General features: G+C 65.2%; 23 protein-coding genes. 15 read left to right on the top strand and 8 right to left on the bottom strand.

The annotated features are described in order from the left end of the window. The first annotated feature begins 100 nt into the window (after positions 1–100). Positions 101–2,134, top strand: coding sequence for a sensor domain-containing phosphodiesterase (locus ABGX75_RS10770; RefSeq protein ID WP_287124646.1), 2,034 nt, complete (start codon positions 101–103; stop codon positions 2,132–2,134). 18 nt (positions 2,135–2,152) lie between these two features. Here the strand turns inward: ABGX75_RS10770 and ABGX75_RS10765 are convergent, their stop codons facing one another. Beyond that, complete coding sequence (locus tag ABGX75_RS10765) at positions 2,153–2,659, bottom strand: peptidylprolyl isomerase (RefSeq protein ID WP_011507438.1); 507 nt, start codon at positions 2,657–2,659, stop codon at positions 2,153–2,155. A 63-nt stretch (positions 2,660–2,722) separates the two neighbouring features. Next, a complete protein-coding gene (gene rfaH, locus ABGX75_RS10760; protein ID WP_011507439.1) occupies positions 2,723–3,271 on the bottom strand; it encodes a transcription/translation regulatory transformer protein RfaH in 549 nt (182 codons plus the stop codon). Between the two features lie 159 nt (positions 3,272–3,430). Between rfaH and ABGX75_RS10755 the strand changes: the two genes are divergently transcribed. Next, complete coding sequence (locus ABGX75_RS10755; RefSeq protein WP_011507440.1) at positions 3,431–4,783, top strand: MFS transporter; 1,353 nt, start codon at positions 3,431–3,433, stop codon at positions 4,781–4,783. Between the two features lie 13 nt (positions 4,784–4,796). On the opposite strand, the gene ABGX75_RS10750 is transcribed toward ABGX75_RS10755, so the two are convergent. Next, positions 4,797–6,602, bottom strand: coding sequence for an SEC-C domain-containing protein (locus tag ABGX75_RS10750; protein ID WP_287124645.1), 1,806 nt, complete (start codon positions 6,600–6,602; stop codon positions 4,797–4,799). Between the two features lie 140 nt (positions 6,603–6,742). On the opposite strand from ABGX75_RS10750, the gene ABGX75_RS10745 reads away from it, so the two are divergent. From ABGX75_RS10745 to ABGX75_RS10725, 5 genes are all read left to right on the top strand, one after another. Then, a complete protein-coding gene (locus tag ABGX75_RS10745; protein WP_035412125.1) occupies positions 6,743–8,638 on the top strand; it encodes a hypothetical protein in 1,896 nt (631 codons plus the stop codon). Between the two features lie 73 nt (positions 8,639–8,711). Then, positions 8,712–10,676 (top strand): DNA topoisomerase III, encoded by a 1,965-nt coding sequence (locus tag ABGX75_RS10740; RefSeq protein ID WP_287124644.1) that lies wholly within the window; start codon positions 8,712–8,714, stop codon positions 10,674–10,676. Next, entirely contained in the window at positions 10,673–11,587 is a 915-nt protein-coding gene (locus ABGX75_RS10735) for a 2-dehydropantoate 2-reductase (protein WP_287124643.1), read from the top strand. Before ABGX75_RS10740 ends, ABGX75_RS10735 begins: the two co-directional genes overlap by 4 nt. A gap of 58 nt (positions 11,588–11,645) precedes the next feature. Beyond that, positions 11,646–11,909, top strand: a complete 264-nt coding sequence (locus tag ABGX75_RS10730) for a hypothetical protein (protein ID WP_011507445.1) — start codon at positions 11,646–11,648, stop codon at positions 11,907–11,909. Positions 11,910–12,077: 168 nt separating this feature from the next. Continuing rightward, positions 12,078–13,241 (top strand): FUSC family protein, encoded by a 1,164-nt coding sequence (locus ABGX75_RS10725; protein WP_043558416.1) that lies wholly within the window; start codon positions 12,078–12,080, stop codon positions 13,239–13,241. 101 nt (positions 13,242–13,342) lie between these two features. On the opposite strand, the gene ABGX75_RS10720 is transcribed toward ABGX75_RS10725, so the two are convergent. Further along, positions 13,343–13,750, bottom strand: a complete 408-nt coding sequence (locus ABGX75_RS10720) for a hypothetical protein (RefSeq protein ID WP_301969002.1) — start codon at positions 13,748–13,750, stop codon at positions 13,343–13,345. After that, a complete protein-coding gene (locus tag ABGX75_RS10715) occupies positions 13,710–13,988 on the bottom strand; it encodes a succinate dehydrogenase assembly factor 2 (RefSeq protein WP_287124641.1) in 279 nt (92 codons plus the stop codon). Before ABGX75_RS10715 ends, ABGX75_RS10720 begins: the two co-directional genes overlap by 41 nt. A 220-nt stretch (positions 13,989–14,208) precedes the next feature. Between ABGX75_RS10715 and ABGX75_RS10710 the strand changes: the two genes are divergently transcribed. From ABGX75_RS10710 to lapB, 3 genes are all read left to right on the top strand, one after another. Next, positions 14,209–14,505 carry an integration host factor subunit beta gene (locus ABGX75_RS10710; RefSeq protein WP_011507449.1) on the top strand — a complete coding sequence of 99 codons (297 nt, stop codon included), beginning with the start codon at positions 14,209–14,211 and terminating at the stop codon, positions 14,503–14,505. Between the two features lie 162 nt (positions 14,506–14,667). Then, positions 14,668–14,973 carry a lipopolysaccharide assembly protein LapA domain-containing protein gene (locus ABGX75_RS10705; protein ID WP_011507450.1) on the top strand — a complete coding sequence of 102 codons (306 nt, stop codon included), beginning with the start codon at positions 14,668–14,670 and terminating at the stop codon, positions 14,971–14,973. Next, positions 14,974–16,158, top strand: a complete 1,185-nt coding sequence (gene lapB, locus ABGX75_RS10700; protein WP_011507451.1) for a lipopolysaccharide assembly protein LapB — start codon at positions 14,974–14,976, stop codon at positions 16,156–16,158. It abuts the gene before it with no gap. An 8-nt stretch (positions 16,159–16,166) separates the two neighbouring features. Here the strand turns inward: lapB and pyrF are convergent, their stop codons facing one another. After that, positions 16,167–16,877 (bottom strand): orotidine-5'-phosphate decarboxylase, encoded by a 711-nt coding sequence (gene pyrF / locus ABGX75_RS10695; protein WP_035412118.1) that lies wholly within the window; start codon positions 16,875–16,877, stop codon positions 16,167–16,169. A gap of 227 nt (positions 16,878–17,104) precedes the next feature. Between pyrF and ABGX75_RS10690 the strand changes: the two genes are divergently transcribed. Then, complete coding sequence (locus tag ABGX75_RS10690; protein WP_011507453.1) at positions 17,105–17,377, top strand: ComEA family DNA-binding protein; 273 nt, start codon at positions 17,105–17,107, stop codon at positions 17,375–17,377. 82 nt (positions 17,378–17,459) lie between these two features. Here the strand turns inward: ABGX75_RS10690 and ABGX75_RS10685 are convergent, their stop codons facing one another. Beyond that, positions 17,460–18,221, bottom strand: a complete 762-nt coding sequence (locus tag ABGX75_RS10685; protein ID WP_011507454.1) for an SDR family oxidoreductase — start codon at positions 18,219–18,221, stop codon at positions 17,460–17,462. A 170-nt stretch (positions 18,222–18,391) separates the two neighbouring features. Between ABGX75_RS10685 and ABGX75_RS10680 the strand changes: the two genes are divergently transcribed. The 4 genes from ABGX75_RS10680 (at position 18,392) to ABGX75_RS10665 (ending at position 22,020) form a co-directional block, all read left to right on the top strand. Further along, entirely contained in the window at positions 18,392–18,904 is a 513-nt protein-coding gene (locus ABGX75_RS10680) for an FxsA family protein (RefSeq protein WP_035412115.1), read from the top strand. Between the two features lie 181 nt (positions 18,905–19,085). After that, positions 19,086–19,376 (top strand): co-chaperone GroES, encoded by a 291-nt coding sequence (locus tag ABGX75_RS10675; protein ID WP_011507456.1) that lies wholly within the window; start codon positions 19,086–19,088, stop codon positions 19,374–19,376. Between the two features lie 82 nt (positions 19,377–19,458). Continuing rightward, positions 19,459–21,102: a chaperonin GroEL gene (gene groL, locus ABGX75_RS10670; RefSeq protein ID WP_110061224.1), complete on the top strand. Its 1,644-nt coding sequence runs from the start codon at positions 19,459–19,461 to the stop codon at positions 21,100–21,102. Positions 21,103–21,279: 177 nt separating this feature from the next. Further along, the gene (locus tag ABGX75_RS10665) at positions 21,280–22,020 is read left to right on the top strand and encodes a TrmJ/YjtD family RNA methyltransferase (RefSeq protein WP_110061225.1); all 741 of its coding nucleotides are present in this window, start codon (positions 21,280–21,282) and stop codon (positions 22,018–22,020) included. A 99-nt stretch (positions 22,021–22,119) separates the two neighbouring features. Here the strand turns inward: ABGX75_RS10665 and ABGX75_RS10660 are convergent, their stop codons facing one another. Continuing rightward, a complete protein-coding gene (locus tag ABGX75_RS10660; RefSeq protein ID WP_043559455.1) occupies positions 22,120–22,872 on the bottom strand; it encodes a VIT1/CCC1 transporter family protein in 753 nt (250 codons plus the stop codon). Positions 22,873–23,092: the final 220 nt, after the last annotated feature.

Raw genomic sequence — 23,092 nt, 5'->3', positions numbered from 1 at the left:
CGATGCATCGCCAGGCCACCGACGAGTGCGGCCCCTTTCGACACAACGCAGGATGGCGCATGACGGTTTCCCTCTTCCCCGACCACGACCGGTGTCACGCATGATTTCCGACATCGTCCGTCGGTTGCACCATTTGCGTGGCGAGCATCGACGCAATATCGCGCTCTTCTGCGCCCTGGTGGCGGGCAGCGGGCTGGCCGTGCTCATGTCGCTGTTTTTCGATGGCAGCATGACGGGGCTGCTCATCGTGATCGGCGGCGTGATCCTGCTGGCGACATTGCTCCTGCGGCGCATGGCCCGCCAGACGCGGGACAGCATTCGCCAGTGGCAAGCCTTGCTGAACGCCCAGCAGCGCCAGGCGGATCAGCAGGAAGCCTGGCGCCGCATGCGCGAGCTTCTGCAACGCGATCTGGACGAGGATGCCTTCCTGCGGGCCTTGCTCGATACCACCGCCGAAGTGCTCGGCGTCGAGCGTGCCGGCCTGTGGTTCCTCGACGAAGACCGCGCCCTGACCTGTCGCATGTCCCTCATCGACTCACTCAATGGCTTGCGACTGCCCCCCAACGGGCTGGATGGCTATCTTGCATCGCTGACGTGCAACCCTTGTCTGGTCACCTCCGACGCTCAGCACGACGAACGGCTAGCCGGCCTGCGCGACTACCTTCGGGACAATCGCATTCAGGCCATGCTGGACGTCGGCATTTTCGTCGGCGGCGAGCTGCGCGGCGCGATTTGCTGCGAATCGACGCATCCGCGTGAATGGCAGGGCGATGAAATCACCAGCCTGATGGGCTTCGCGGGATTGTTGTCGCAATTTTCCGAATCCCTGCGCCGGCGCGAGGTCGAACACGACCTGTATCGTCAGTTGCACCATGACGAAGTCTCCGACCTGGCGACGTTGAAGGGGTTGCTCGAGCGTCTTCACGCCCTGATCCGGAGCCATGATCCCTTCCATCTCCTAGTGATACGCCTCGGCGGACTCAGTCATATCAACGAGACCCTGGGGCAGCAGGCCGGGGACGAAGCGATTCGTCAGGTGGCGGCCAAGCTCAAGGAGCGCCTGACCGAGCTGCAAGGCGAGATCCTCATCGGCCGCCTTCCGGCCAACCGGCTGTTGATCGCGATTCCCGGCCAGACCGACGACTCGTTGCGCCGTTACTGCCTGCAGCGGCTGCTGACCCTCGGGGATGGCACCTGGCGCGTCTTCGGCACTCCCTGCCAGTTGCGCTTCAACATCGGCGTGACGCGCTACCCCTACGACGCCAACGACATCGAATCCCTGCTGCAACGTGCCGAACTCGCCGTACAGCATGCCCGCGAAACCCTGCCCCACCACCTGGCCTTCTACACCAGCCAGCTGAGTGACTGGGAGCATCGCCTGAGCCGTCTGGAACGCGAGCTGCGTACGGCGCTCGACGCGCAGCAACTGCGACTTTACCTGCAGGGACAATTCGATACCTCGGGCCGGCTGGCCGGCGCCGAGGTGCTGCTGCGCTGGCAGCACCCGCGCGAAGGCCTGCTGGCGCCCGGCAGCTTCATCGCCGAAGCCGAGCACAGCGGGCTGATCCGCCCCATGGGGCAATGGGTCCTCGAACAAGCTTGCGCCCTGCTCGGCGGCGTGCTGCGCGACAGCGACCTGACCCTCTCGGTCAACGTCTCGGTGCAGCAGCTGCATGACGATGCGTTCATCACGACCCTGACGCACCTGCTCGACCGGCATGGGTTCGCGCCTCACCGGCTGATCCTGGAGGTCGTCGAGTCCCTGCTGGTGACGCCGGGCGTCGCCAGCCGGCTCAACGCACTGCGGGCACTGGGCATTCGTCTTGCCCTGGACGACTTCGGCACCGGCTACTCGTCGCTGCGCTATCTGCAGGATTTCCAGGTCGACGAGATCAAGATCGACAAGATCTTCGTCGACGCCATCAAGGAACGCCAGGACGCGCCCCTGGTACGCTCGATCATCGCGCTTGGCAAGGCTCTGGAGCTGCGCGTGGTGGCCGAAGGCATCGAGAGCGCATTTCAACAGGACTATCTGGTCACCAACGGCGTCGATTTCCTGCAGGGGTATTACCTGGCGCGTCCCGAACCGGTAGACGCCTTCCTGCGTCGCCTGGACGCGCCATCGAGGCGATGACGCACGCCGCCCCAAGCATCACGCCTTGCGATCCTCCACCTCCGCCGCCGTCACGTCGGCAGCTAGCGGATGCCCCTTGGCCAGTTCCGCCCGGGTCGCCGGACGCACCTCGAGAATCTCGACCTGATAGTCGAGTGACTGACCCGCCAGGGGATGGTTGGTGTCCACCTTGACCTGGGTGTCTCCTACCTCCAGCAACGTCACCGTGCGCGGGCCATCCGGCCCCTGGGCCTGAAAACGCATGCCGGGCGACAACTGCTCGACGCCAGGAAACGCCGTGCGCGACACGCGCTGTACGCGCTCGGGCAAATGCGGCCCGTAGGCGTTCTCGGGAGCGAGATGAATGGCGCATGCATCACCGGCAACCCGCCCCGCCAGCGCCGCCTCCAGGCCGGGCAGGATATTGTCATGGCCGTGCAGATACTCGAGGGGTTCCTCGCGGCGTCGCGAATCATCGAGAAGCTGGCCTTGTGGGTCGCGCAACGTATAGTGCAGACGAACGACGTGTTGCGGCGAGATACGCATGCTGACTCCTGAACTGGATGGCGATGTGAGGATGAGGTGACGGGCGCGATCGCGGATCGCGCTTCAGGTCGAACGGCGCAGATGCCCCACCGGCAACTCGAGACGTTGCTGATGGTGCAGCATATTGAGCAGCACGATGGCCCGTTCATCGCCCTGCTGGGTATCGAATACGGCCTGCAGTGCCTGGAAGGGACCTTCGGTGATCTCGACGATCTCGCCCGGCCGGAAGTAGGCATTTCCCGACGTCCGGCTCGCCTCGTCGAGATGGGCACGCGCGGCCAGCGTCTCGATCAGCGCATCCGGCACCGGCAGCGGCTCATCGCCGAATCCCACCAGCTTCAGCACACCACGCGTGGAGCGGATGGGGCGCCAGTTGCTCGCCACCCGGTCGAGATGGATGAAAAGGTAATGCGGAAACAGGGGCTCGGCGATCCATACCAGCTTGTTGCGGCGTTTCTTCTGCACCTCGAGCACCGGATGGAAGACGCGATAGCCTTGATTGGTCAAGTGCTCGCCGGCGCGAAAGGATTCGCCTCCCTTGCACTGCACCACATACCAGCGTGGGCGCGCCGCCGTATCGTCGGAGGCAACGGGGTCGAGCTGATCGGTCATGTCCTCTGGCCTTCATCGTCGGGGTATGCCACGGTACGCAACCAACGGTTCCGGCCTTCGCCTGGAACGCAGGCCACCGCAGTGCAAACTGCCGCATTCTAGCATTGTGTCGGGTTCATGTCCGAGCCGCGCCCGGCGGCTCGCTCACGGGAGGAACGGATGACTCACCCTGTCGAGCGCCGCCGCTGGCGCGACGCCTTGGCGACCTATCTGCAGGCGCCGGTCATCACCATGCTGTTTCTCGGCTTCGCCGCCGGCCTGCCCTTTTTGCTGGTGTTCTCGACCCTCACCGCCTGGTTGCGCGACGCCGGCGTGGAAGTCGCCGCCATCGGCTTCTTCTCGTGGATCGGGATCCTGTATTCGATCAAGATCGTCTGGGCGCCGGTGGTGGACCGTCTCGCCCTGCCCGTGCTGTGTCGCTGGCTGGGACAACGCCGTGGCTGGATGCTGGGCGCGCAGATGACGATCGCCGCCGGCTTGCTGGGCCTCGCCGGCCTCTCGCCCCTCGGTCATCTCGGCTGGATCGCCGGCCTGGCTCTGGTCGTGGCGTTCGGCGCGGCGACGCAGGATATCGTCATTGACGCCTATCGCATCGAATCCGCCGAGGAAAGCGTCCAGGCCGCCATGGCCTCGATGTACATCATCGGCTATCGGGGCGGACTGCTCGCCGCCGGCGCAGGGGCGCTATATATCGCCGACGCGTTTTCCTGGCATGCGGCCTATGCCAGCATGGCGGCACTCGTCGGCGTAGGCATGCTCACCACGCTGATCAGGCCGGAGCCGCCGCGCTCGCCGCTGGGAGCGCAGCTCGCCAGCGAACCGCGCGTGCGCAGCTTTCTCCACCGTCACCGGCACGCTCCCCGGCACCGCCGTCGCCTCGGAGCCTGGGTGATGGGCGCCATCGTCTGTCCGTTCACCGACTTCTTCACCCGCCACGGGCGCACGGCACTGTGGCTGCTGCTGCTCATCGGCCTGTATCGCATCAGCGATCTGGCCATGGCCGCGATGGCCAACCCGCTGTATATCGATCTCGGGTTCAGCCTGTCGGAAATCGCCAACGTGACCAAGGTGTTCGGCATCGCCATGAGCATCCTGGGCGGCGTGGCCGGCGGTTTGCTGGTGGTGCGTTACGGGTTGGGACGCATGCTGGTGATCGGTGCGCTGGCCACGGCGTTGACCAACCTGCTGTTCGTGGCATTGGCGAACCTGGGGCACAACCTTCCCATGCTGATCGTCACCATCATGAGCGACAACCTCGCCAATGGCCTGGCCAGCACGATCTTCATCGCCTTCCTGTCGAGCCTGACCTCGCGCGCCTACACGGCCACCCAGTACGCCCTGTTCTCGTCGCTGATGACGCTGCCGGGCAAGTTCCTGGGCGGGTTTTCGGGACTCGTGGTGGATAGCGCCGGTTACGCAGGCTTCTTCACCCTGAGCGCCGCGATGGGCATTCCCGCCGTGCTGCTGGCGCTGTGGATCGCCCGTCGCCGCTGGCCGACGGCGCGGGCATGAGAGCGACCGGCGCTCAGCGCTGCTCCGCCAGCCATGCCAAGGCGCCCGGCGTCGCCAGCCACTGGTCGCGCATCAGCTGCCGGTACTGCCAGGCTTCCGCGCGCGTGCCCGGCGCCGGCGCATCGACGGCCAGTGCCACCGGGCGCGGGCGCTCATCGCACAGCATCGGCACGAGATAGGGGTTGGCGCGCTGCGCGGCGGCCAGCGCACGGGCCGCCTCGTCGCGCCGTGCGAGGCGATACAGCGCCAGTACGCGCGCCATCGCCACGCCGATCACCTCCTCGTCGTCGACCGGCCCGCTCAACTCGGCCGCTTCGTCGTCACGCCCTTCACGCAGCAGTTGGTCGAGGACCAGTTCGCGCAGCCCCAGGTCGTCTTCTTCGTCGAGCTTCAGGACACGCTCGGCGAGATGCCGCGAACGCATCCGCGCGCCGCGCTCCATCCCCACGATCAGCGACAGGGCGCAACGCAGCAGGATGGCATTGTCGGCATCGTCCCAGGCGAAGGTCCCTCCCAGCGCCTCGACCTGCGCCAACCACGCCTCGAAGCGTGTCGCCAGCGGCGCGAAGAAGCTGTCCGCCATCCACGGCAGGCTTCCGAAGCGGCTGGTCAAGGCCAGGCTCAACGACTGCAGCACCGCCGGGGCACCCAGCCATTCCGGGTGCGCGCACAGCGCAGGTAGCCATTCGGCGGCGTTTTCCCACGGGTCGGCGGCGAAACTCAGTGCGGCATCTTCATCGATGGCCGCCTGAAAATGCTCGAACCAGGCCGCAAAGGCCGTATCCTCGCGTGCCGTGGCGTGATACTCCACGCGTCCTTCGGGCGTCAGCGTCAACGTCAGCCGTGGTGGCGCCTCGAGCGTGTCCAGCAGGGCCGACAACGACGCCAGCGGCTCGGCCAGCGCCTCCTCGGAGTGAATCATCTGCTCGGCCAGGGTCGCCTCGGGGTTGGCGGCGAGATCGGCCAGGAACTGCAGCTGCTCGGCCTCCAGGTCGGCGCGCTTGGACAACCGGCGCCACCAGAAATGCGCCCGCGCCCGCGCCTCCTCGGGATGACCTTCGTGCAACAGCAGCATGGCCTCGATATAGGCCAGTGTCGGGGAGTCCGGCAGCGTCTGCTGGGCACGCACGAACGCCTCGCGTGCGCTGGCGAGATCGTCGCTGTCGAGGTGCATCAGGCACAGGCGCTCGAGTGCCACGCCGCGCAGGAACGTGGGCCCGCGTTCCAGCACTTCATCGAGCAACGCCGCACGCTTGCGATGAAACCCCCGCGCCTGATAGAGATCGACCAGGATCTCGAAGGCCGGCTCGGCCTGTTCCGGCAGGCGCGACCAGTCGCGCTCGGTGGCGAACAGGCTCTCGAGTATCTGCTGAGCCCGACCGCGCTGACCGCTTTCCGCCGCGATCAAGCCGGCTTCGAGAAGCGCCTGATCCGGTGCCTTGCCGCTCGCCAGCGCCGCCTTGAGCGTCTCGCCGGTCCATTCCTTGAGCGACAGCATCCACATCAAGTGCGGCGGTATCGCGCCGGGCAGATCCACCGCACCGCAGCATTGCTTGGCCTTGCGCCCGGAATCGCACCAGCACGGCTCGTTGCGCCCCGGCCAGGCCAAGGGTTCGGGATCGAAATCGAGCCGTACCAGGGGCGTCTGGTTCCACAACAAGGGCGCCAGTGCCTGGGCCACACCCAGCTCACCGCCGACACGCATGGCACCCTCGTCGCGTGCCCACGTCATCAGCGCCGGATAGTGTTCATTGTCGCGTATCGCCTTCAACGCGCCGCTGGCATACCCCAGCAACTGTTCTACCCATGCGGCCAGCATCGCGACCCTCCTGAAAAAATCGCCTTATTCTAGCATGTCCGACGAGCCGCCCTCATCCGTCGCACCGCTTCGTGCACCATCGTCGCTTTTCGGGTATTGTCGCCGCTTGTCCGAGGCCCGCCATATCAAGGGATGTCATCGTGCTCCTGCCGTTGCCGTTTCAGCGTAAATCATCGACCACTCAAGAAACCTCGCAGGTACGCCTCGAGCGCGAGGGGCGCAACGAGATCCGCCGCATCACCGCGGCGGTCGACAAGGTGCCATGGTCGGTCAGCCTGATGCAGATCCTGTGGACCGCCGGTCCGGTGACCCTGCTCGGCGCCTGGGGCGGTTATCTCCTCGGCTATGGCAAGGCACCGACCATGGAGAACTACGTGTTCTTCATTTCCTACACGGTGATCACCGGCGCCGCGGGGATCCTGGCCAACCTCGGCTATCACCTCACACGCGGGCGCAAGGCCGAAAAGACCTCGGGCCAGATCGAACAGGTCATCAAGGCCCTCCCCGAGCTGCTGCTGGTGACGCGGGACCTGATCGTCGACAACCTCGAGGGCGACGCAAGGCGGCGCGAAGCCGCCGCCATGTTGCTGCGCAAGCACGATCTCTCGCCGGAAGGCGTGGAACTGGCCGCCATCGAGCTCCTCGACGACCGTGAAAGTGCCCGCCTCATCGGCCAGATCGACGTCTATCGCCGAGTCGGTCTGCATGCCCGGATCCGCGACCTGGTCGCTCAGTACCGGGACACCCTGGAGCCCCAGTTCAATGCCCTCTACGAAGCCGCGCCGATCGCCACGCACCTGCTGCGGGAACGCTTCGAGGGACGCGCCCCCGATCTGCATCAGGGCGTGCCGCGGGATGAGAACTTCATCGAGCGCGTCATGGCCGCCATCGAGCAGGACAACGACCTGCTGATGACGCTGCAGGACGTCGAGGAGATGCTGATCCTGGCATTCGAGCTGATCAGCGGCCGCGAGATTCCCGTGCTCTCCTTCGAATACCGCGGACGCTGGCGGCTCGCCCAGGCGTTCGACAACCTGGAAGAGGCCCGGGCACGCCAGCGCATCGCGCAGGCGACGGGACTGTCGCGTCTCAAGGCACTCAACGTGTACCTCGCCGAGCAGTCCGGCACCCTGGTCGAGGACGCCGCCTCGGGGCTCCGCGCCGAGTTGCTGCTGGAACGCTCGGTGAAAGCCATGGATGCGCTTGCCGAGCAAATCGTGCACCTGGCCCAGGCCGTGGAAGCCGGCCAGGAAGAACGCAAGCGCGCGCTGCGCACCAAGTCGGACATTCTCGCCAACGCCATTCAGCTCTACAAAAGCGTGTCCAGCGCTTACGAGCAGGTCGGCCGCAGCCACGCTCAGCTGCTCAAGTCGGTGGACCGCTGGGAGCGCATCACCGCGAGTCTCTCCGACGACACCACCCGACTGCGCCTGGGACCGGGGCGCCGCGGTCTGCGCATCCGCGAGCGCACCATCGCCCTGGATGACGAGTCCAAGGCGCGCGTATGCAAGCATCTGGCCCGCTATTTGACCCAGGCGGGGATCACCTCGCGTCATCGCGACACCCGGCTCAGCGTCGGCGTGGATGCCGCCAAGCGCCTGGCGATCGAGATTTTCATTGCCCTGGAACCGCACGTCGGGCTGTCGCAACCAGCCACCCAGCGGGCCATCAACAGTTCCAACGCCGCCGACTTCGGCCAGATCGAACCCAACCTGTCGGCGGCCGCCAAGGCCGCGCTGGGAGCCTCCATGGTCCGCGAGGTCGACACCGAGCTGTCGCGCGCGGCGGAATCGCTCGCCCTGGCCCTGGTGCGTCACTACCGTGTCGAACTGGAGCCCGCGGCCATCGAGTTTCTCAAGCGTCAGTACGGCGCTCGCGACAGCACCCTGAAGATGCTGTCCAACATCAACCTCTCGGGGCGTGGCGACTCGCGCAACGTCAGCTTTCTCAGCCATCGCCCGCCTGCCGTGGGCAGCCCGCACCGCGACTGGTATCGCGCCCTCGTCCGCGCGCGCCGACTCTTCGGACGCCGTTGAGACCTCGCGCCCCGTTTCGCCACGTTCCGGGGGACGTGGCAAACTGATCGCCCGATAGCCGGAAATCGTCTCCATGCGCTTGATCATCGCCGAAAAACCCAGCCTGGCACGCGCCATCGCCGATGCCCTGCCAACGGCGCCGCAGCGCCATGAGGGCTACCTGGTGTGCGGGGAGACCTGCATCAGCTGGTGCGTGGGACATCTTCTCGAGCAGGCACCGCCCGACGCCTACGACGCCCGCTATCAGCAATGGCGTCTGGATCATCTGCCGATCGTGCCCCGGCAATGGAAGCTGATCCCGCGTTCCAAGGCGCGCGCGCAGCTGGCGGTGATTCGCAAGCTGCTCAAGCGTGCCGACACCGTCGTGCACGCCGGCGACCCCGACCGCGAGGGGCAACTGCTGGTGCAACAGGTGATCGCGCATCTGGGCTGGCGCGGCTCGATCTCGCGCCTGCTGGTCAGCGACCTCAACCGCCCCGCCGTGCGCCAGGCCCTGCAGCGCATCGAGGACAATGCGCGTTATCAATCGCTGTTCGAGGCCGCCGAGGCCCGTTCGAGGGCTGACTGGGTATATGGCATCAACCTGTCTCGCGCCTGGACCCTCACCGGTCGCCAGGCCGGCTATCAGGGCGTCCTGTCGGTCGGCCGCGTGCAAACCCCGGTGCTGGGGCTCATCGTGCGCCGCGATCTGGACATCGAAGCCTTCACGCCACGCCCTTTCTACCCCCTGTGGGCGGACCTGAAGGTCGAGCACGGAACCCTGCGTGCCTGGTGGCAACCGCAAGCCCCCCACCCACTCGACGAGCAGGGCCGGCTGCTCGAGCGCGCCCCGGCCGAGGCCCTGGCAGCCCGTCTGCCCGGCGCCGAGGGCCACCTGAGCGAGTTGCAGAGCAAGCGGCAGACGCAATCGGCACCGTTGCCGTATTCGCTTTCCGCCCTGCAGGTCGATGCCGCGCGCCGCTACAAGTTGCCGGCCAAGCGCGTGCTGGATATCTGCCAGACGCTCTATGAGCGCCACCAGTTGATCACCTATCCGCGTTCGGATTGCCGCTACCTGCCCGAGGGGCATTTCGCCGCGGCGAAGACGACGCTGGACACGGCCTGCGCCAAGGACGCCACCCTGCGCGGGTGGTATCAAGGGGCGGATTTTTCGCGCCGTTCGCGGGCCTGGAACGACAAGCAGGTCGGCGCCCACCACGCCCTGGCGCCCACCGGGCGGACGTTCGACGCCTCACGCCTGACGGGCGACGAGGCCAATGTCTTTCGTCTGATTGCGCGCAACGTGCTGGCGCAGTTCTATTCACCGCTGGTGACCCGCGACGTCAAGGCAGCGTTCTCGATCCACGGCGAGTGCTTTCGTGCTCAGGGGCGCGAGATTCTCGAGCCTGGCTGGAAGCCGCTCTTCACGACGCGCGACGAGGCCCCGCCCTTGCCCGCGCTGCACGAAGGCGAGGCGGCACGGGTCGTCGACTGCGCGGTGGAGGATCGTCAGACACGGCCGCCGGATCCGTTCACCGATGCCAGCCTGATCAAGGCCATGATGAACATCGCCCGCTACGTCGACGACGCCACGGTCAAGCGTACCTTGCGGGATACCGACGGGCTGGGGACCGAGGCCACGCGCGCGGGAATCATGGAAACCCTCGTCACGCGCGGTTATATCGTGCGTCAACAAGGCGCGTTACGTGCCACTCGCACCGGACGCGCGCTCATCCAGGCCTTGCCGGATACCGCCACCCGTCCCGAGCGAACGGCACTCTGGGAACAACGTCTTGCCGACATCGCCGAGGGCCGCGGCGATGCGGATGCCTTCCTCGACGCGCTGGTGGGTGATGTCCGCCAACTGCTCGACCAGGCGGATGCCGCACGCATGCGCCAGGCGCTGGCCACCACCGGCGGTGCCGAGCCGAGCTCGCCCTCGCGGGGCAAGAAGCGCGGCACCCGGCGCGGCAGCGGCGACGCCTCGTCCAGCCCCCGACGCCGCGCCGGGAAGTCCACGGCCAGGCGTCGCACCTCCTCCAAGAAAGGCCAGACATGATGCCCGCCTCGTCTCCTTGGTGGCTGCTCGGTGCCGGCGCCATGGGGCGCCTGTTCGCCGCCCGCCTGAGCGTCGCGCGTCCGGTGTGCCTGATCGGCCGCCGCGACGCCCCGAACGTGCTGCATTATCGCGACCCAAGCGGCGTCGATCACGCCTTGGACGTGCCCTGCTGCACACTGACGTCACTGGCGGTATCGGATCCGACACCACCGGGCCTGGTCGTGCTCGCCACCAAGAGCCACGACACCCAGAGCGCCCTGGACGCGTTGAGCGCGCGTGTCGACGCCCGGACGCCATTGCTGCTGTTGCAGAACGGCTTCCGCGTCCAGCCGATCGTCACGCGTCAGTGGCTGGGTCCCGTGCTCTGTGCCAGCACCACCGAGGGGGCCTATGTCGAATCCACACCCGACGGCGGAACGCGCGTCGTCCATGCCGGAACGGGCGTCACCTGGATCGGCGACCTCGACCACACCTGGCCCGACCTGGCGCATGGCGTCGTCGAGGCACTCACGGCAGCGGGGATGAGGGCGCAGGTCGATGACGACATCGCGCAGCGCCTGTGGCACAAGCTGGCCGTCAATGCCGCCATCAATCCTCTCGTGGCACGCCACCGAATTCGCAACGGCCAGTTGCGCGATCGGCCGTTTCGACGCATGGTCGACGCACTCATCGACGAAATCGGGCCGCTGATCGAAGGTCAGGGTGTCGAGCCTCCCGCGGCCGGCTGGTCGGCACTGATCTGGCAAGTCATCGAGGCCACGGCCGACAATCGCGCCTCGATGCTGCAAGATGTGCTTGCCGGCCGCCCCACCGAACGTGAAGCGATACTCGGCCCGCTGCGGGACGCGGCCCGGCGCCAGCAGCGTTCGACCCCGTCCCTGGATGCGCTGTATCGCGACACGCCTTCGTGATGGCGACGCAACTGGCACGGGGCAGGCCCAAGGTAACCATCATCCTCAAGGAGACGTCATGCGCCACCGCCTCTTCATCACGTTACTGCTGGCATTCCTGCTGCCGGGGCTCGGCCACCTGTTCCTGCGCCGCTGGGGCTGGGCGGCACTGTGGCTGGCGGGCTTCGGCGCACTGCTGACCTTGATGACGATTCCCATCCGCTGGTTGAGTTTCATCTGGCTGCTGCTGTTGCTGCTGCTCTGGGCCGCCAGCATGGTCCATGCGGCGAAACTGGCGCGCGGCAAGGGGCGTGGCGCTCGCCCTTCCCCCACGCCACGCTGACGCGTCGCGACGGGACAACACCTCGGGCGCTTGGTTACACTGGGCGCCCGACACGGCCATCCCGACCGCCTGGTGACGACGACGCATGTTCCCGACCTTTCCGCCACCCCTATCGAACGCTTACTTCGCCACGCCAATCGACACCCCCACGGAGGCACGCTCACGGTGATGTCGCTTTCACGCCTCCGCGATCCGTATTTCATCTATCGCTATCGCCATCGTCTGCACGTGTTGCGCACATCGCTGGCGCTGGCCATCACCTATGTCATCATCCTGACCCTCGAGATTCCCCACGGCAGCTGGGCGCTGGTCAGCACGATGATGGTGATGGGCAACCTGCCGCATATCGGCGGCGTCATCGACAAGGGGGGACAGCGCCTGCTGGGCACGGTACTCGGCGCGATCTGGGGCGTGTTGCTGGTGCTGATCCCGGCACCGGCACCCTGGGTGATTCCCGCCTGGACGCTGATCGGCATCGCCGTGGCCACGCACACCACCTTTGCCACGCGCTATGGCTACAGTGCGCTGATGTTCGGCGTGACGCTCCTGATGGTCGTCGGCGATGGGCATCAGGATCTGGGCATCGCGCTGTGGCGCGCCTTCGACGTCCTGATCGGCACGCTCGTCGGCATTCTCGCCACGCTCTTCATCCTGCCGCAGAAAGCCACCGACTTGCTGCGCTTTTTGCTGGCGGACAACCTCGACAAGCTGGCGCGCCTTTATCATGCCCATACGAGCGCCGCCCAGCAGGAAGACGTCGATACGCGCCAGTTGCTCAAGACCACCTCCACGCAACTGGTCAAGCAACGTGGCCTGGTGGACGCCATCCACAGCGAGCGCCGCCTGCACCGCGACGACCTGGAACGCATCCTGTCGCTGGAAAGACGCATGCTGTCGACCATCGAGCTGTTGCTGGAGACGCACTGGGCGACCCGAGCCGGCCACGACATCATCGCCGGCCTGGAAGGCTTGCGTGACGAGCAGCACCGCCTGGCCCGCGCCTTGGGCAGCCTGGCCTTTCAAGTGCGCACCGGGCAGAGCATCGACCTCACGGTGGTCGCCTTCGACCTGCAGCGTCACGCGCAAGCGACCTTGAGCGTGCATGCCGACGACGGTCGCGCACTCTTCAGCCCGAGCGGCTATCTATGGCTCAACCGCGAGCTGGCACGCCTCACCCAGGCGCTGATCGACACGCTGCAGACCATCAACCGCTTGCCCAGTGCCCGCTTGCGTCGACGCGCCTCGCGCCAGGCCTTGATCCGCGACCGCCTGGCCATGCCGCTGGATCCGTCCCAGGGGCGGCGCGACGGCGACAAGGACAAGCCCAACTGAGCGACACCTCCACGCACTGCCATGCCCCACGGCCACGCCTTCTCCCAGCAGGTTACCAAGCGCTCGCGATCGACGTGCGCTTCGTCTGCCACGGTGACGCGTCAGCGCCGAGCCTGCGGCATCGAGGCCAGAAGCCGTACACGCAGCAGGCGGCGCGACGTCGCCGATGCGCTGTCCGGCCACAGCCACAGCGTGCGATGCCCGATACGCAGGCCGGTCAGCCAGGCGCCCACGCGTACCGGCGCTGGATGCACCACCTGCCACGACTCGCCGGGACGACGCCATTGCCAGGTGGCGTGCCGTCCTTCGACGCTTTCGCGCAGTTCCCAGCGGCGCTGGCCGCGCCACCAGCGTCCCATCAACAGGCCCCCGCTGACCATGATCGAGCCGGCCAGCCAGGCGCTGCCCAGGGAAACGGCCAGCCCGCTCACCGAGGCCCAGACTCCCAGATGCGCCGTCAGCGCCAGCCTAGAGGGTGCGATACTGAGCGTTGGAAGTGGTTTCGGCATAGTCGACGATCATCTGCACGATACGCCGCAATTCCGGGTCGGAAGGCCAGTCGCGACGCATCAGCCATATGAAGAGGTCCTGGTCCTCCTGGTCGATCAAGGCCTGATAGTGTGCCTTGTCCGCATCGTCGAGCTGGGGGTAGCGATGCTCGAGAAAGGGGATCAACAGCAGGTCCAGCTCCCACATGCCGCGCCGCGAGTGCCAGTAAAGTCGTTTGGTGGTGGCGTCGTCTTGCATGAAAGCTCCCAGTGCGAAGTCGTGAACAGGTCACGAGTATACCCGAGGGCCTGACGTGACACATCGTTTCCCCTCTTTGCCGAAAACCGGCTAAGCTAGACTTGAATTGTGCTAGTGCGTTGTTTTATCAAGGTTTGAGCAGTATGCTGAAATCACAACAATATCGCGCTCGCCCTGCTGCTTGCCGCAGCGGAGCGATGGTATCGCTTGGAGGCATCCGATGACCAAGTCCGAGTTGATTGAGCAAATCGCCATACGCCAACCCGAGTTGTCGGCCAAAGAGGTCGAAGCCGCGGTCAAGATCATTCTCGAAGACATCACGCAATCGCTGTCCAGCGGCGGACGTGTCGAGATTCGCGGGTTCGGCAGCTTCTCCCTACACTTTCGGGAGCCGCGTACCGGGCGTAATCCCAAGACCGGCGACCCCGTCGATCTGCAAGGCAAGTACGTACCGCATTTCAAGCCCGGCAAGGAGTTGCGCGAACAGGTCAATGCCAGTCGCGCGCTCGGCTATTGACGGACACGCCGGGGAGGCGAGAAATGGGACACGACACGGCGTGCTATCATCGCCACCCATCAGGTCCGGAATCGACAACGATCGCTGAATGTCACGGTGAAGCCGCCTTATCGAACGCGATCCGATACCGGGCGCCATCCCTCATGCAAAAGGAACCTGCCCATGCGTTGGTTTAAAGGTGTCGTGCTGGCCATTCTCCTTCTGGTCGTCCTGTTGCTCGGCATCCTGTTCGCCGTCAATAACCAGCAGGCCATGCCCCTCGACCTGATCTGGGTCGAATTGCCGCCTGCGTCGCTATCCCTGTGGTTACTGCTCTCGCTGGCCTGCGGGGTGATCCTGGGCATGCTGGCGATGACCGGCATCTATCTGCGTCTGCGGACCCTGTTGACCCGCGCGCAACGCCATAACCAACAGCAGCGCAAGGAACTGGATCGGCTTCGCACCCAGGAGTTCAAGGAAGCGCCCTGAATGCTTGATCCACTGCTGCTTGGCCTGCTGGTCGCGGCGATCGCCATCGGTTGGTGGCTGGGACGGCGCGAGCGCCGGCGCGCTCGCGAACAACCCGCTCCCGGCGTGTCCCTGCCCCGGGACTACTTCATCGGCCTCAACCACTTGCTCAATGAGCAGCCGGATCGTGCCATCGAGACGTTCGTGCAAGCGCTCGAGGTCAACAGCGACACCATCGAGACCCATATCGCGCTGGGCAATCTTTTCCGCTCTCGCGGCGAAGCCGATCGTGCCGTCAAGATTCATCAGAACCTCCTGGCCCGCCCTACCCTGACCCCCCATCAGGGCGGCCTGGTGCAGCTGGAACTCTCGCGCGACTTCCTCCACCTCGGCTTGCTCGACCGCGCCGAGCGTCTGCTGCAGAGCCTGGTCAAGGACGTCCCCGATGAAGGCCTTCGCGATGCCGCCAAGCGCTTGCTGGTCGACCTCCTGCAGCGCGAGAAGGAATGGCAGCAGGCGCTGGATGTCGCCACGCCGCAGCTCGTCCGCCAGGACGCGGACATCCAGCGCGCCGCAGCGCACTGGCTATGCGAACTCGCCCAGCGCGACCGGCACAATGCCAGCCCCGGCATGGCACGCAAACGCCTGCGCCAGGCCCTGTCGATCGACGAAAGCTGCGTACGGGCCACTTGGCTGCTGGCCGAGCTGGAACGGGATACCGGCCACTACAAGGCCGTGATCCGCCATCTCAAGCGCATCCCCGAGCAGGACCCGGGCTTTCTGCCGGTCATCCTCGAGCCCTTGCACGAGGCCTATCGACGCCTGGAAGACGAGTCGGGCTGGCGCGCGTTTCTCGAGACCAAGCTGCAGGAAACGCACTTCACCAGCGTCGTGATCATGCTCGCGGCGTCCCGACTCAATACCGAAGGCCAGGACGCGGCCATCGAACTGATCAGCGAACAGCTCCAAGCGCACCCCAGCCTGCGCGGCGTCGATTACCTCATGGACCTGTACCTGATCGGCGAAAATCACGGCGACCGCGAACGCCTGCTGCTGCTCAAGCAACATACTCAGAAACTGCTGGCAGCACGCCCCCGTCATCGCTGTCATCGCTGTGGCTTCGGCAGCGCACAACTGCATTGGCAATGCCCGCGCTGCCAGAGCTGGGGCACCACCAAGCCGATCACGGGACTGGAAGGCGAGTAGCCGCGTCCTTACGACGACTCCGCAAGCTCGCGTTCGATGGTCGCCAGCGCCGCCATCGGATCCGGCGCCTGCGTGACCGGGCGTCCCACCACCAGATGCGTACTGCCGGCCGCCATCGCCTCGCCCGGGGTCAGAGTACGGCGCTGGTCGTCGGCACTCGACGCACGCGGCCGGATGCCGGGCGTGACCTTCAGGAAGTCGTCGCCGCACGTAGCACGCAACGCCGCCGCTTCCTGCGCGGAACACACCACGCCCGCCATGCCGCTCTGCTGCGCCAACCTCGCCAAACGCTCGACCTGTGACAGCGGTTCGGCCTCGACGCCCACTTCGATCAGGTCGTCACGTTCCATGCTGGTCAACACCGTGACCGCGATCAGATGGGTACCGAGCCGACGACGTTCCAGTCGCTCCCGGGCCGCCTCCATCATTCGGCGCCCGCCGCCGGCATGCACGTTGACCATCCATACGCCGTGATCGGCAGCGGCCTCGACGGCGCCGGCCACCGTATTGGGAATATCGTGAAACTTGAGATCCAGAAAGACCTCGAACCCCAGCCCGTGCAAGGCCTCCAGAACCCGGGGCCCGGTGCGGGTGAACAGCTCCTTGCCGACCTTCACGCGACACCGCGACGGGTCCAGGCGCTCGGCCATGGCGAGTGCCTGGTCGAGGCGTGGGTAATCGAGTGCGATGATCAGCGGCGTATCGAGGTCCGACGACATGGGGTCTCCTGCATAAACGGCGAGATAAAGCCGGGATTATACCGTCGTGGTCGTCGCGCCACCTAGGCCCGCATGTTTTGCGCGGCCAATAAATCATTGCTAAATAAGATTGTTTTAATTTTAAGCGTTTCACCTACACGTTTTGTACGTAAAGGCTTACACGCCGAGTGCGCGGATCTGGATAGGGTAAAGCGGCATGTATTAGAAATGATGCAAGGGAGGTTCCAATGAAGTATCTGCTCAGCTGTACCCTGCTGGCGCTCTCACTGAGTGCCGCTCCGCTGGCCCTGGCGCAGGAGAACGCGCCGCAGGCCATCGACATCAATCATGCCACCGCCGAGACCCTGGCCGAATTGCCGGGTATCGGCGAAGTCAAGGCACAGGCCATCGTCGAGGATCGTGAAGCCAACGGGCCGTTTGCGTCTCTCGAGGACCTGACCCGCGTCAGCGGTATCGGCGAGGGAACCGTGCACGACCTGGAGAACCGCGTGACCTTCTGATCGCACCGACGGTCCGGCATGCCCGCGCGCCGATGCGCGGGCCATGTCGCACTCCCTGCCCCGGCTCGCCGGACACCGGGCCCTAGACCCTCAGGCCACCATCGCACTCCAGCACCCGGCCCGTGAAATAGTCATTCTCCACGATGTAACGCACGCTGTGCGCGATATCCGCTGGCTGGCCCAGATGCCCCAGTGGGATGCCACGGCTGATTTTCTCGAGCACGTCATCGCGCATCGAGGCGGTCATCTCGGTGCGGATGAATCCCGGCGCCACCGCCGCCACGCGTATTCCCTGGCGCGCCAGCTCTTTGGCCCAGGTCACCGTCAGCGCGACGACCCCTGCCTTCGAGGCACTGTAGTTGCTCTGCCCCATGTTGCCCGCCCGGGAAATGCTCGACACATTGATGATCACGCCACCACGCGCGGCCTCGGTCATCTGGGTCGCCGCCTCGCGACCGCACAGGAAAACCCCCGTCAGATTGACATCGAGCACTTGCTGCCATTGCTCGAGGCTCATGCGTGACTCGACATGTCCGTCCCGGCTCTTCACCAGCAGGCCATCGCGCGTGATGCCGGCGTTGTTGATCAGGACATCGAGCGGTCCGAGCAGCGCATGCTGCTGAGCAAATGCCCGGGCCACGGCCTCTTCATCGGCGACATCGACCGCGAAGGCATGTACCTCGACATCCGCCTGGCTCAGCGTCGTCACCGCCTCCTGCATGATCTCTTCATCGCGATCGAACAACGCGATACGCGCCCCCTGGGTCCCGAGTTCGGCCGCCATCGCCAGCCCCAGCCCCTGTGCGCCTCCCGTTATGCCCACTACCGCACCATCAAGCCGCATGGCCTCTCCTCCTCATGAACCGGTGGCTTCCACCCACGCCACCCGTTTTGTGCGTTGCAGCATAAAGAGTCTAGCATGCACCTCACGCCCTCTCCATCTCGTCGCCATGCCTCCCTTGCAATTCACACTCGTGCCACCATTTATTGCCTAGTCGATCTTACGGAGCCGTCATGCCACTGTTACTTTTCATTACGCTTTTCGGTCTGCTCGATTTCGTGATCCTGTTCGCCATCGGTGGACAGATCGGCCTGCTGCCTACGCTGGCGCTGGTCCTTCTGTCCGGCGCACTGGGACTTCATCTGATCCGCCGCGAAGGCGTCCAGACGCTGCAGCGTGCCCAGGCACGCTTTGCGCAGGGGGAAATCCCCTCGGACGAACTGATTACCGGTGCCGCGCTGATTTTCGGCGGGGCGCTGCTCGTCGCCCCGGGCTTTCTGTCCGATGGACTGGGGCTCTTGTGCCTCATTCCCAGCAGCCGCCGCCTGCTCGGCAAGGGGCTCAAGCAGGGTGGCTGGCGGGCCCGCATGTTCTCGATGGGCGGTCACGCCCAGCGCCCCGGCCCGCATGCGGACGACGCCTGGCACGAGCATGCGCGTCCCCGGGAAGACGCCCATGACAGCGGAACGCAGCGCGATCGCCCGATCGAGGGCGATTACATAGGGAAGGACGATTCCCGGCATTGAAAAATTTCATCAAGGCCCCTTGAAAGTGGTGACGTCGACCCAATCAAGGGCCTTAACAGACGATTCGGCCGTAACGCATTGATGCGTCGGCTTTATAAACAGAAGGCCTAGCCTTCACCCCGTGCGCCTGGCGTCACGGGATTACCACATGACCCATGTAACCATCAGGAGAACGTGAGCAATGAAAATCCGTCCTTTGCACGATCGCGTCGTCGTCCGTCGCGTGGAAGAAGAGCAGAAGACCGCTGGCGGCATCGTGCTCCCGGGTAATGCTCAAGAGAAGCCCACTCGCGGCGAAGTCCTCGCCGTGGGTAACGGCCGCATTCTCGAGAGCGGCGAAGTGCGCCCGCTGGACGTCAAGGTGGGTGACACCGTGATCTTCAAGGATGGCTTCGGTGTCGAGAAGCAGAAAATCGATGGCGAAGAAGTCCTGATCATGAGCGAAAGCGACATTCTCGCCGTCGCCGAGTGATCTTCACGCTCGCCGAGCACATTTTCGTTTCACGTTTGCGCGATGCATCGCGCCTACTACCTACTAATGGGAAGAGTTAGACATGGCAGCTAAACAAATCAAATTCTCCGATGATGCCCGCAAGCGCATGGCGCGTGGTGTTAACGTTCTGGCTGATGCGGTCAAGGTAACTCTCGGTCCGAAGGGACGTAACGTCGTACTGGAAAAGTCCTTCGGCTCTCCCACCGTGACCAAGGACGGCGTATCCGTCGCCAAGGAAATCGAACTCAAGGACAAGTTCGAGAACATGGGCGCGCAGATGGTCAAGGAAGTCGCTTCCAAGACCTCTGACGTGGCCGGCGACGGCACCACCACGGCAACCGTCCTCGCGCAGTCCATCGTCACCGAGGGCATGAAGGGCGTCACCGCCGGCATGAACCCGATGGATCTCAAGCGTGGCATCGACCAGGCCGTCGACGCCGCCGTCAAGGAAATCCAGTCGCTTTCCGTGCCCTGCACCGATGCCAAGGCCATCGCCCAGGTCGGTACCATTTCCGCCAATGGCGACAAGCGTATCGGCGAAATCATTGCCGATGCCATGCAGAAGGTCGGCAAGGAAGGGGTCATCACCGTCGATGAAGGTCGCGGCTTCGAAGACGAGCTGGAAGTCGTCGAAGGCATGCAGTTCGATCGCGGTTACCTGTCGCCCTACTTCGTGACCAACCAGGACACCATGATGGTGGAACTGGAAGATCCGTACCTGCTGATGGTCGACAAGAAGATCTCCAACATCCGCGAACTGCTGCCGGTGCTGGAAGCCGTCGCCAAGTCCGGCAAGCCGTTGGGCATCATCGCCGAGGACATCGAAGGCGAAGCGCTGGCCACCCTGGTGGTCAACACCATGCGCGGCATCGTCAAGGTCGCGGCGACCAAGGCGCCCGGCTTCGGTGATCGTCGCAAGGCCATGCTGCAGGACATCGCCATCCTCACCGGTGGTACCGTGATTTCCGAGGAAGTCGGCTTGACCCTCGAGCAGGCCAACCTGGACCACCTGGGTAGCGCCAAGCGCGTCACCATGTCCAAGGAAAACACCACCATCATCGACGGTGCCGGTGTCGAAGCCGATATCGAAGCGCGCGTCAGCCAGATTCGCGCCCAGATCGAAGACACCAGCTCCGATTACGATCGCGAGAAGCTGCAGGAGCGTGTCGCCAAGCTGGCCGGCGGTGTCGCGGTCATCCGTGTGGGCGCAGCCACCGAGTTCGAGATGAAAGAGAAGAAGGCTCGCGTCGAAGACGCGCTGCACTCGACTCGTGCTGCCGTCGAGGAAGGCGTGGTGCCGGGGGGCGGTACCGCTCTGGTCCGCATTTTGAACAAGCTCGTCGACCTCAAGGGCGACAACGAAGATCAGACCCACGGGATTGCCATCGCCCTGCGCGCCATGGAAGCCCCGCTGCGTCAGATCGTGACCAACGCGGGTCAGGAAGCGTCCGTCATCGTCAACCAGGTCAAGGCCGGCGAAGGTAACTACGGTTACAACGCACAAACCGGCGAGTATGGCGACCTGTTCGACATGGGCGTTCTCGACCCGGCCAAGGTCACGCGCAGCGCGCTGCAGTCCGCTGGTTCCGTGGCGGGTCTGATGATCACCACCGAAGCCATGATCGCCGACGACCCGGACGAGAAAGAAGCCGGTGGCGGCGCACCGGACATGGGCGGCATGGGCGGCATGGGCGGCATGATGTAACGCTGCCAGCCGATTCCCGGGCCCTGTCCCGTGGCACGAACCCCTGCCGGGCGACCGGCAGGGGTTTTTCGTTGCCGGCCGGTCACCGGTGCCGTAGCCCGTAGCCCGTAGCCCGTAGCCCGTAGCCCGTAGCCCAAGTACACTATCGCCCTGCCCTAGACTGCCTCGCGACTTCCTATGCTCTCCAATATTCGCATCGTACTCGTCCAGACCTTTCACCCCGGCAATATCGGCCAGGCGGCACGCGCCATGAAAACCATGGGCCTCAGCGACCTGGTGCTGGTCAATCCGCGCAGCTTTCCGGACGCGGAAGCGACTCGGCTGGCCGCAGGCGCCACCGATGTCATCGACAACGCACGCGTCGTCGAACACATCGCGCAAGCCGTGGGTGACTGCGTGCAGGTGGTAGGTGCCAGCGCGCGGCTGCGCAGCCTTCCCCTGCCGCATTTCGACGACCCCGAGCCCATGGCGTCCGAGCTGATCGAGCATGCACAAGACGCCCCGGTAGCCCTGGTATTCGGTCGCGAACGCTTCGGGCTGACGAATGATGAGATTCGCCATTGCACGCACCAGGTCAGCATCCCTGCCAACCCTGAATATGGCGTGCTCAACCTCGCCCAGGCGGTGCAGATCCTGGCCTACGAGGTGCGCCGAGCCTGGCGTCATCACCAGGCCAGCCCCGCAACCCCGCAAACGCCGCCCTCGCTACCGACCCGCGACCAGATGGCCCATTTCGAGGCGCATTTGCACGAGGCCCTGGTGACATCGGGTTTCCTGACGCAACCTCACGCGCGTACCGAGGATCACCTGCGCGCACTCTTCGCGCGTGCACAGCCATCCCGCAAGGAGCTGTCCATTCTGCGAGGCGTGTTATCGACGCTGGAAAAAGCGGGCAGTAATCCGCGTTCCTCCTCGTAGGCCCCGGCGTTGCCCCGGGCCGGACACACTCCGGCCTGGCATTGCCCCGACACATGTCTCTCGCCCCGGCCGCAGCCGGATGGTCCCCCTGCGCCCTCTCTAGCCGCCCAGCAGCATTTGCGCGCCATGGCCGGAGACGAATGCCAGCCCGGCGGCGGCGGATCCCATGCACAATGTCCGCAGCCCCGAGCGCCAGGCCGGCAGGCCATAGACCGCACTTTTCAGCATGCCGATACCCAGGAAGACAGCGGCGGCCACGCCCAGGCTTGTCAGAAACTGCGTGACGACGCTCAGCCCCGGCAACGCGTACGGCAACAAGGGCAACGCCCCCACTCCCAGAAAGGCCGCGAAGGTGACGAGTCCGGCGCGGAGGGGGCTCAGGCCCTCGCGTGACAAGCCATATTCCTCTCGCAGCATGGTGCTCACCCAGACCTCGGGGTCGCGGCACAACACCTCCACGACCTGCTCGAGCAGTTCGCCCTCGAACCCCTTGGCGCGAAACAGCTGGCGAATCTCCTCGCGCTCGCCTTCGGGCACCAGGGCAATATGTCGATGTTCGGTGCGCTCCGCGCTGGCGATCTGGGCCAGTTGCGCCTGACCTGCCTCGTAATTGCTGACCGCCATGCTCAAGCCATCGGCCAGCAAGTTGGCGAAACCCAGCACGAGCGCCACCTGTGGCGAGAATCCGGCACCGAATGCCCCCGAGACCACCGCGAAAGTGGTCACACAGCCATCGATGCCCCCAAGCACGGCATCGGGCAATGTCGAGGCTTTCGGCGTTATGCCCAGTCGTGCCTGGACGGCATCGGGCAGGTGATCGGCAAGAAGGCGCTGACGACTCGGGATTGGCATGACGAAGCGCTCGTGGAAGGCGAAGATGTGACTCTCGAGAAGGGCCGAGTCACCCCGGATCGACGCTGGATGCCGACGCTTCGCTTGCATCCTCGACACCGGCTCTCGATCGAGATCAGCGTAGCACCTATGTGCCAATTTCGTCGGTCCCGGGGGCCGGATAGCACGAGCTGGAGCGCGTCACTCGGAAATGATGCACAAAAAAACCGTGCCTCTAGCG

Source organism: Chromohalobacter sp. (assembly GCF_039830575.1).
Classification (GTDB): Bacteria; Pseudomonadota; Gammaproteobacteria; order Pseudomonadales; family Halomonadaceae; genus Chromohalobacter; species Chromohalobacter israelensis.
This window is presented reverse-complemented; position numbering and strand designations above follow the sequence as displayed.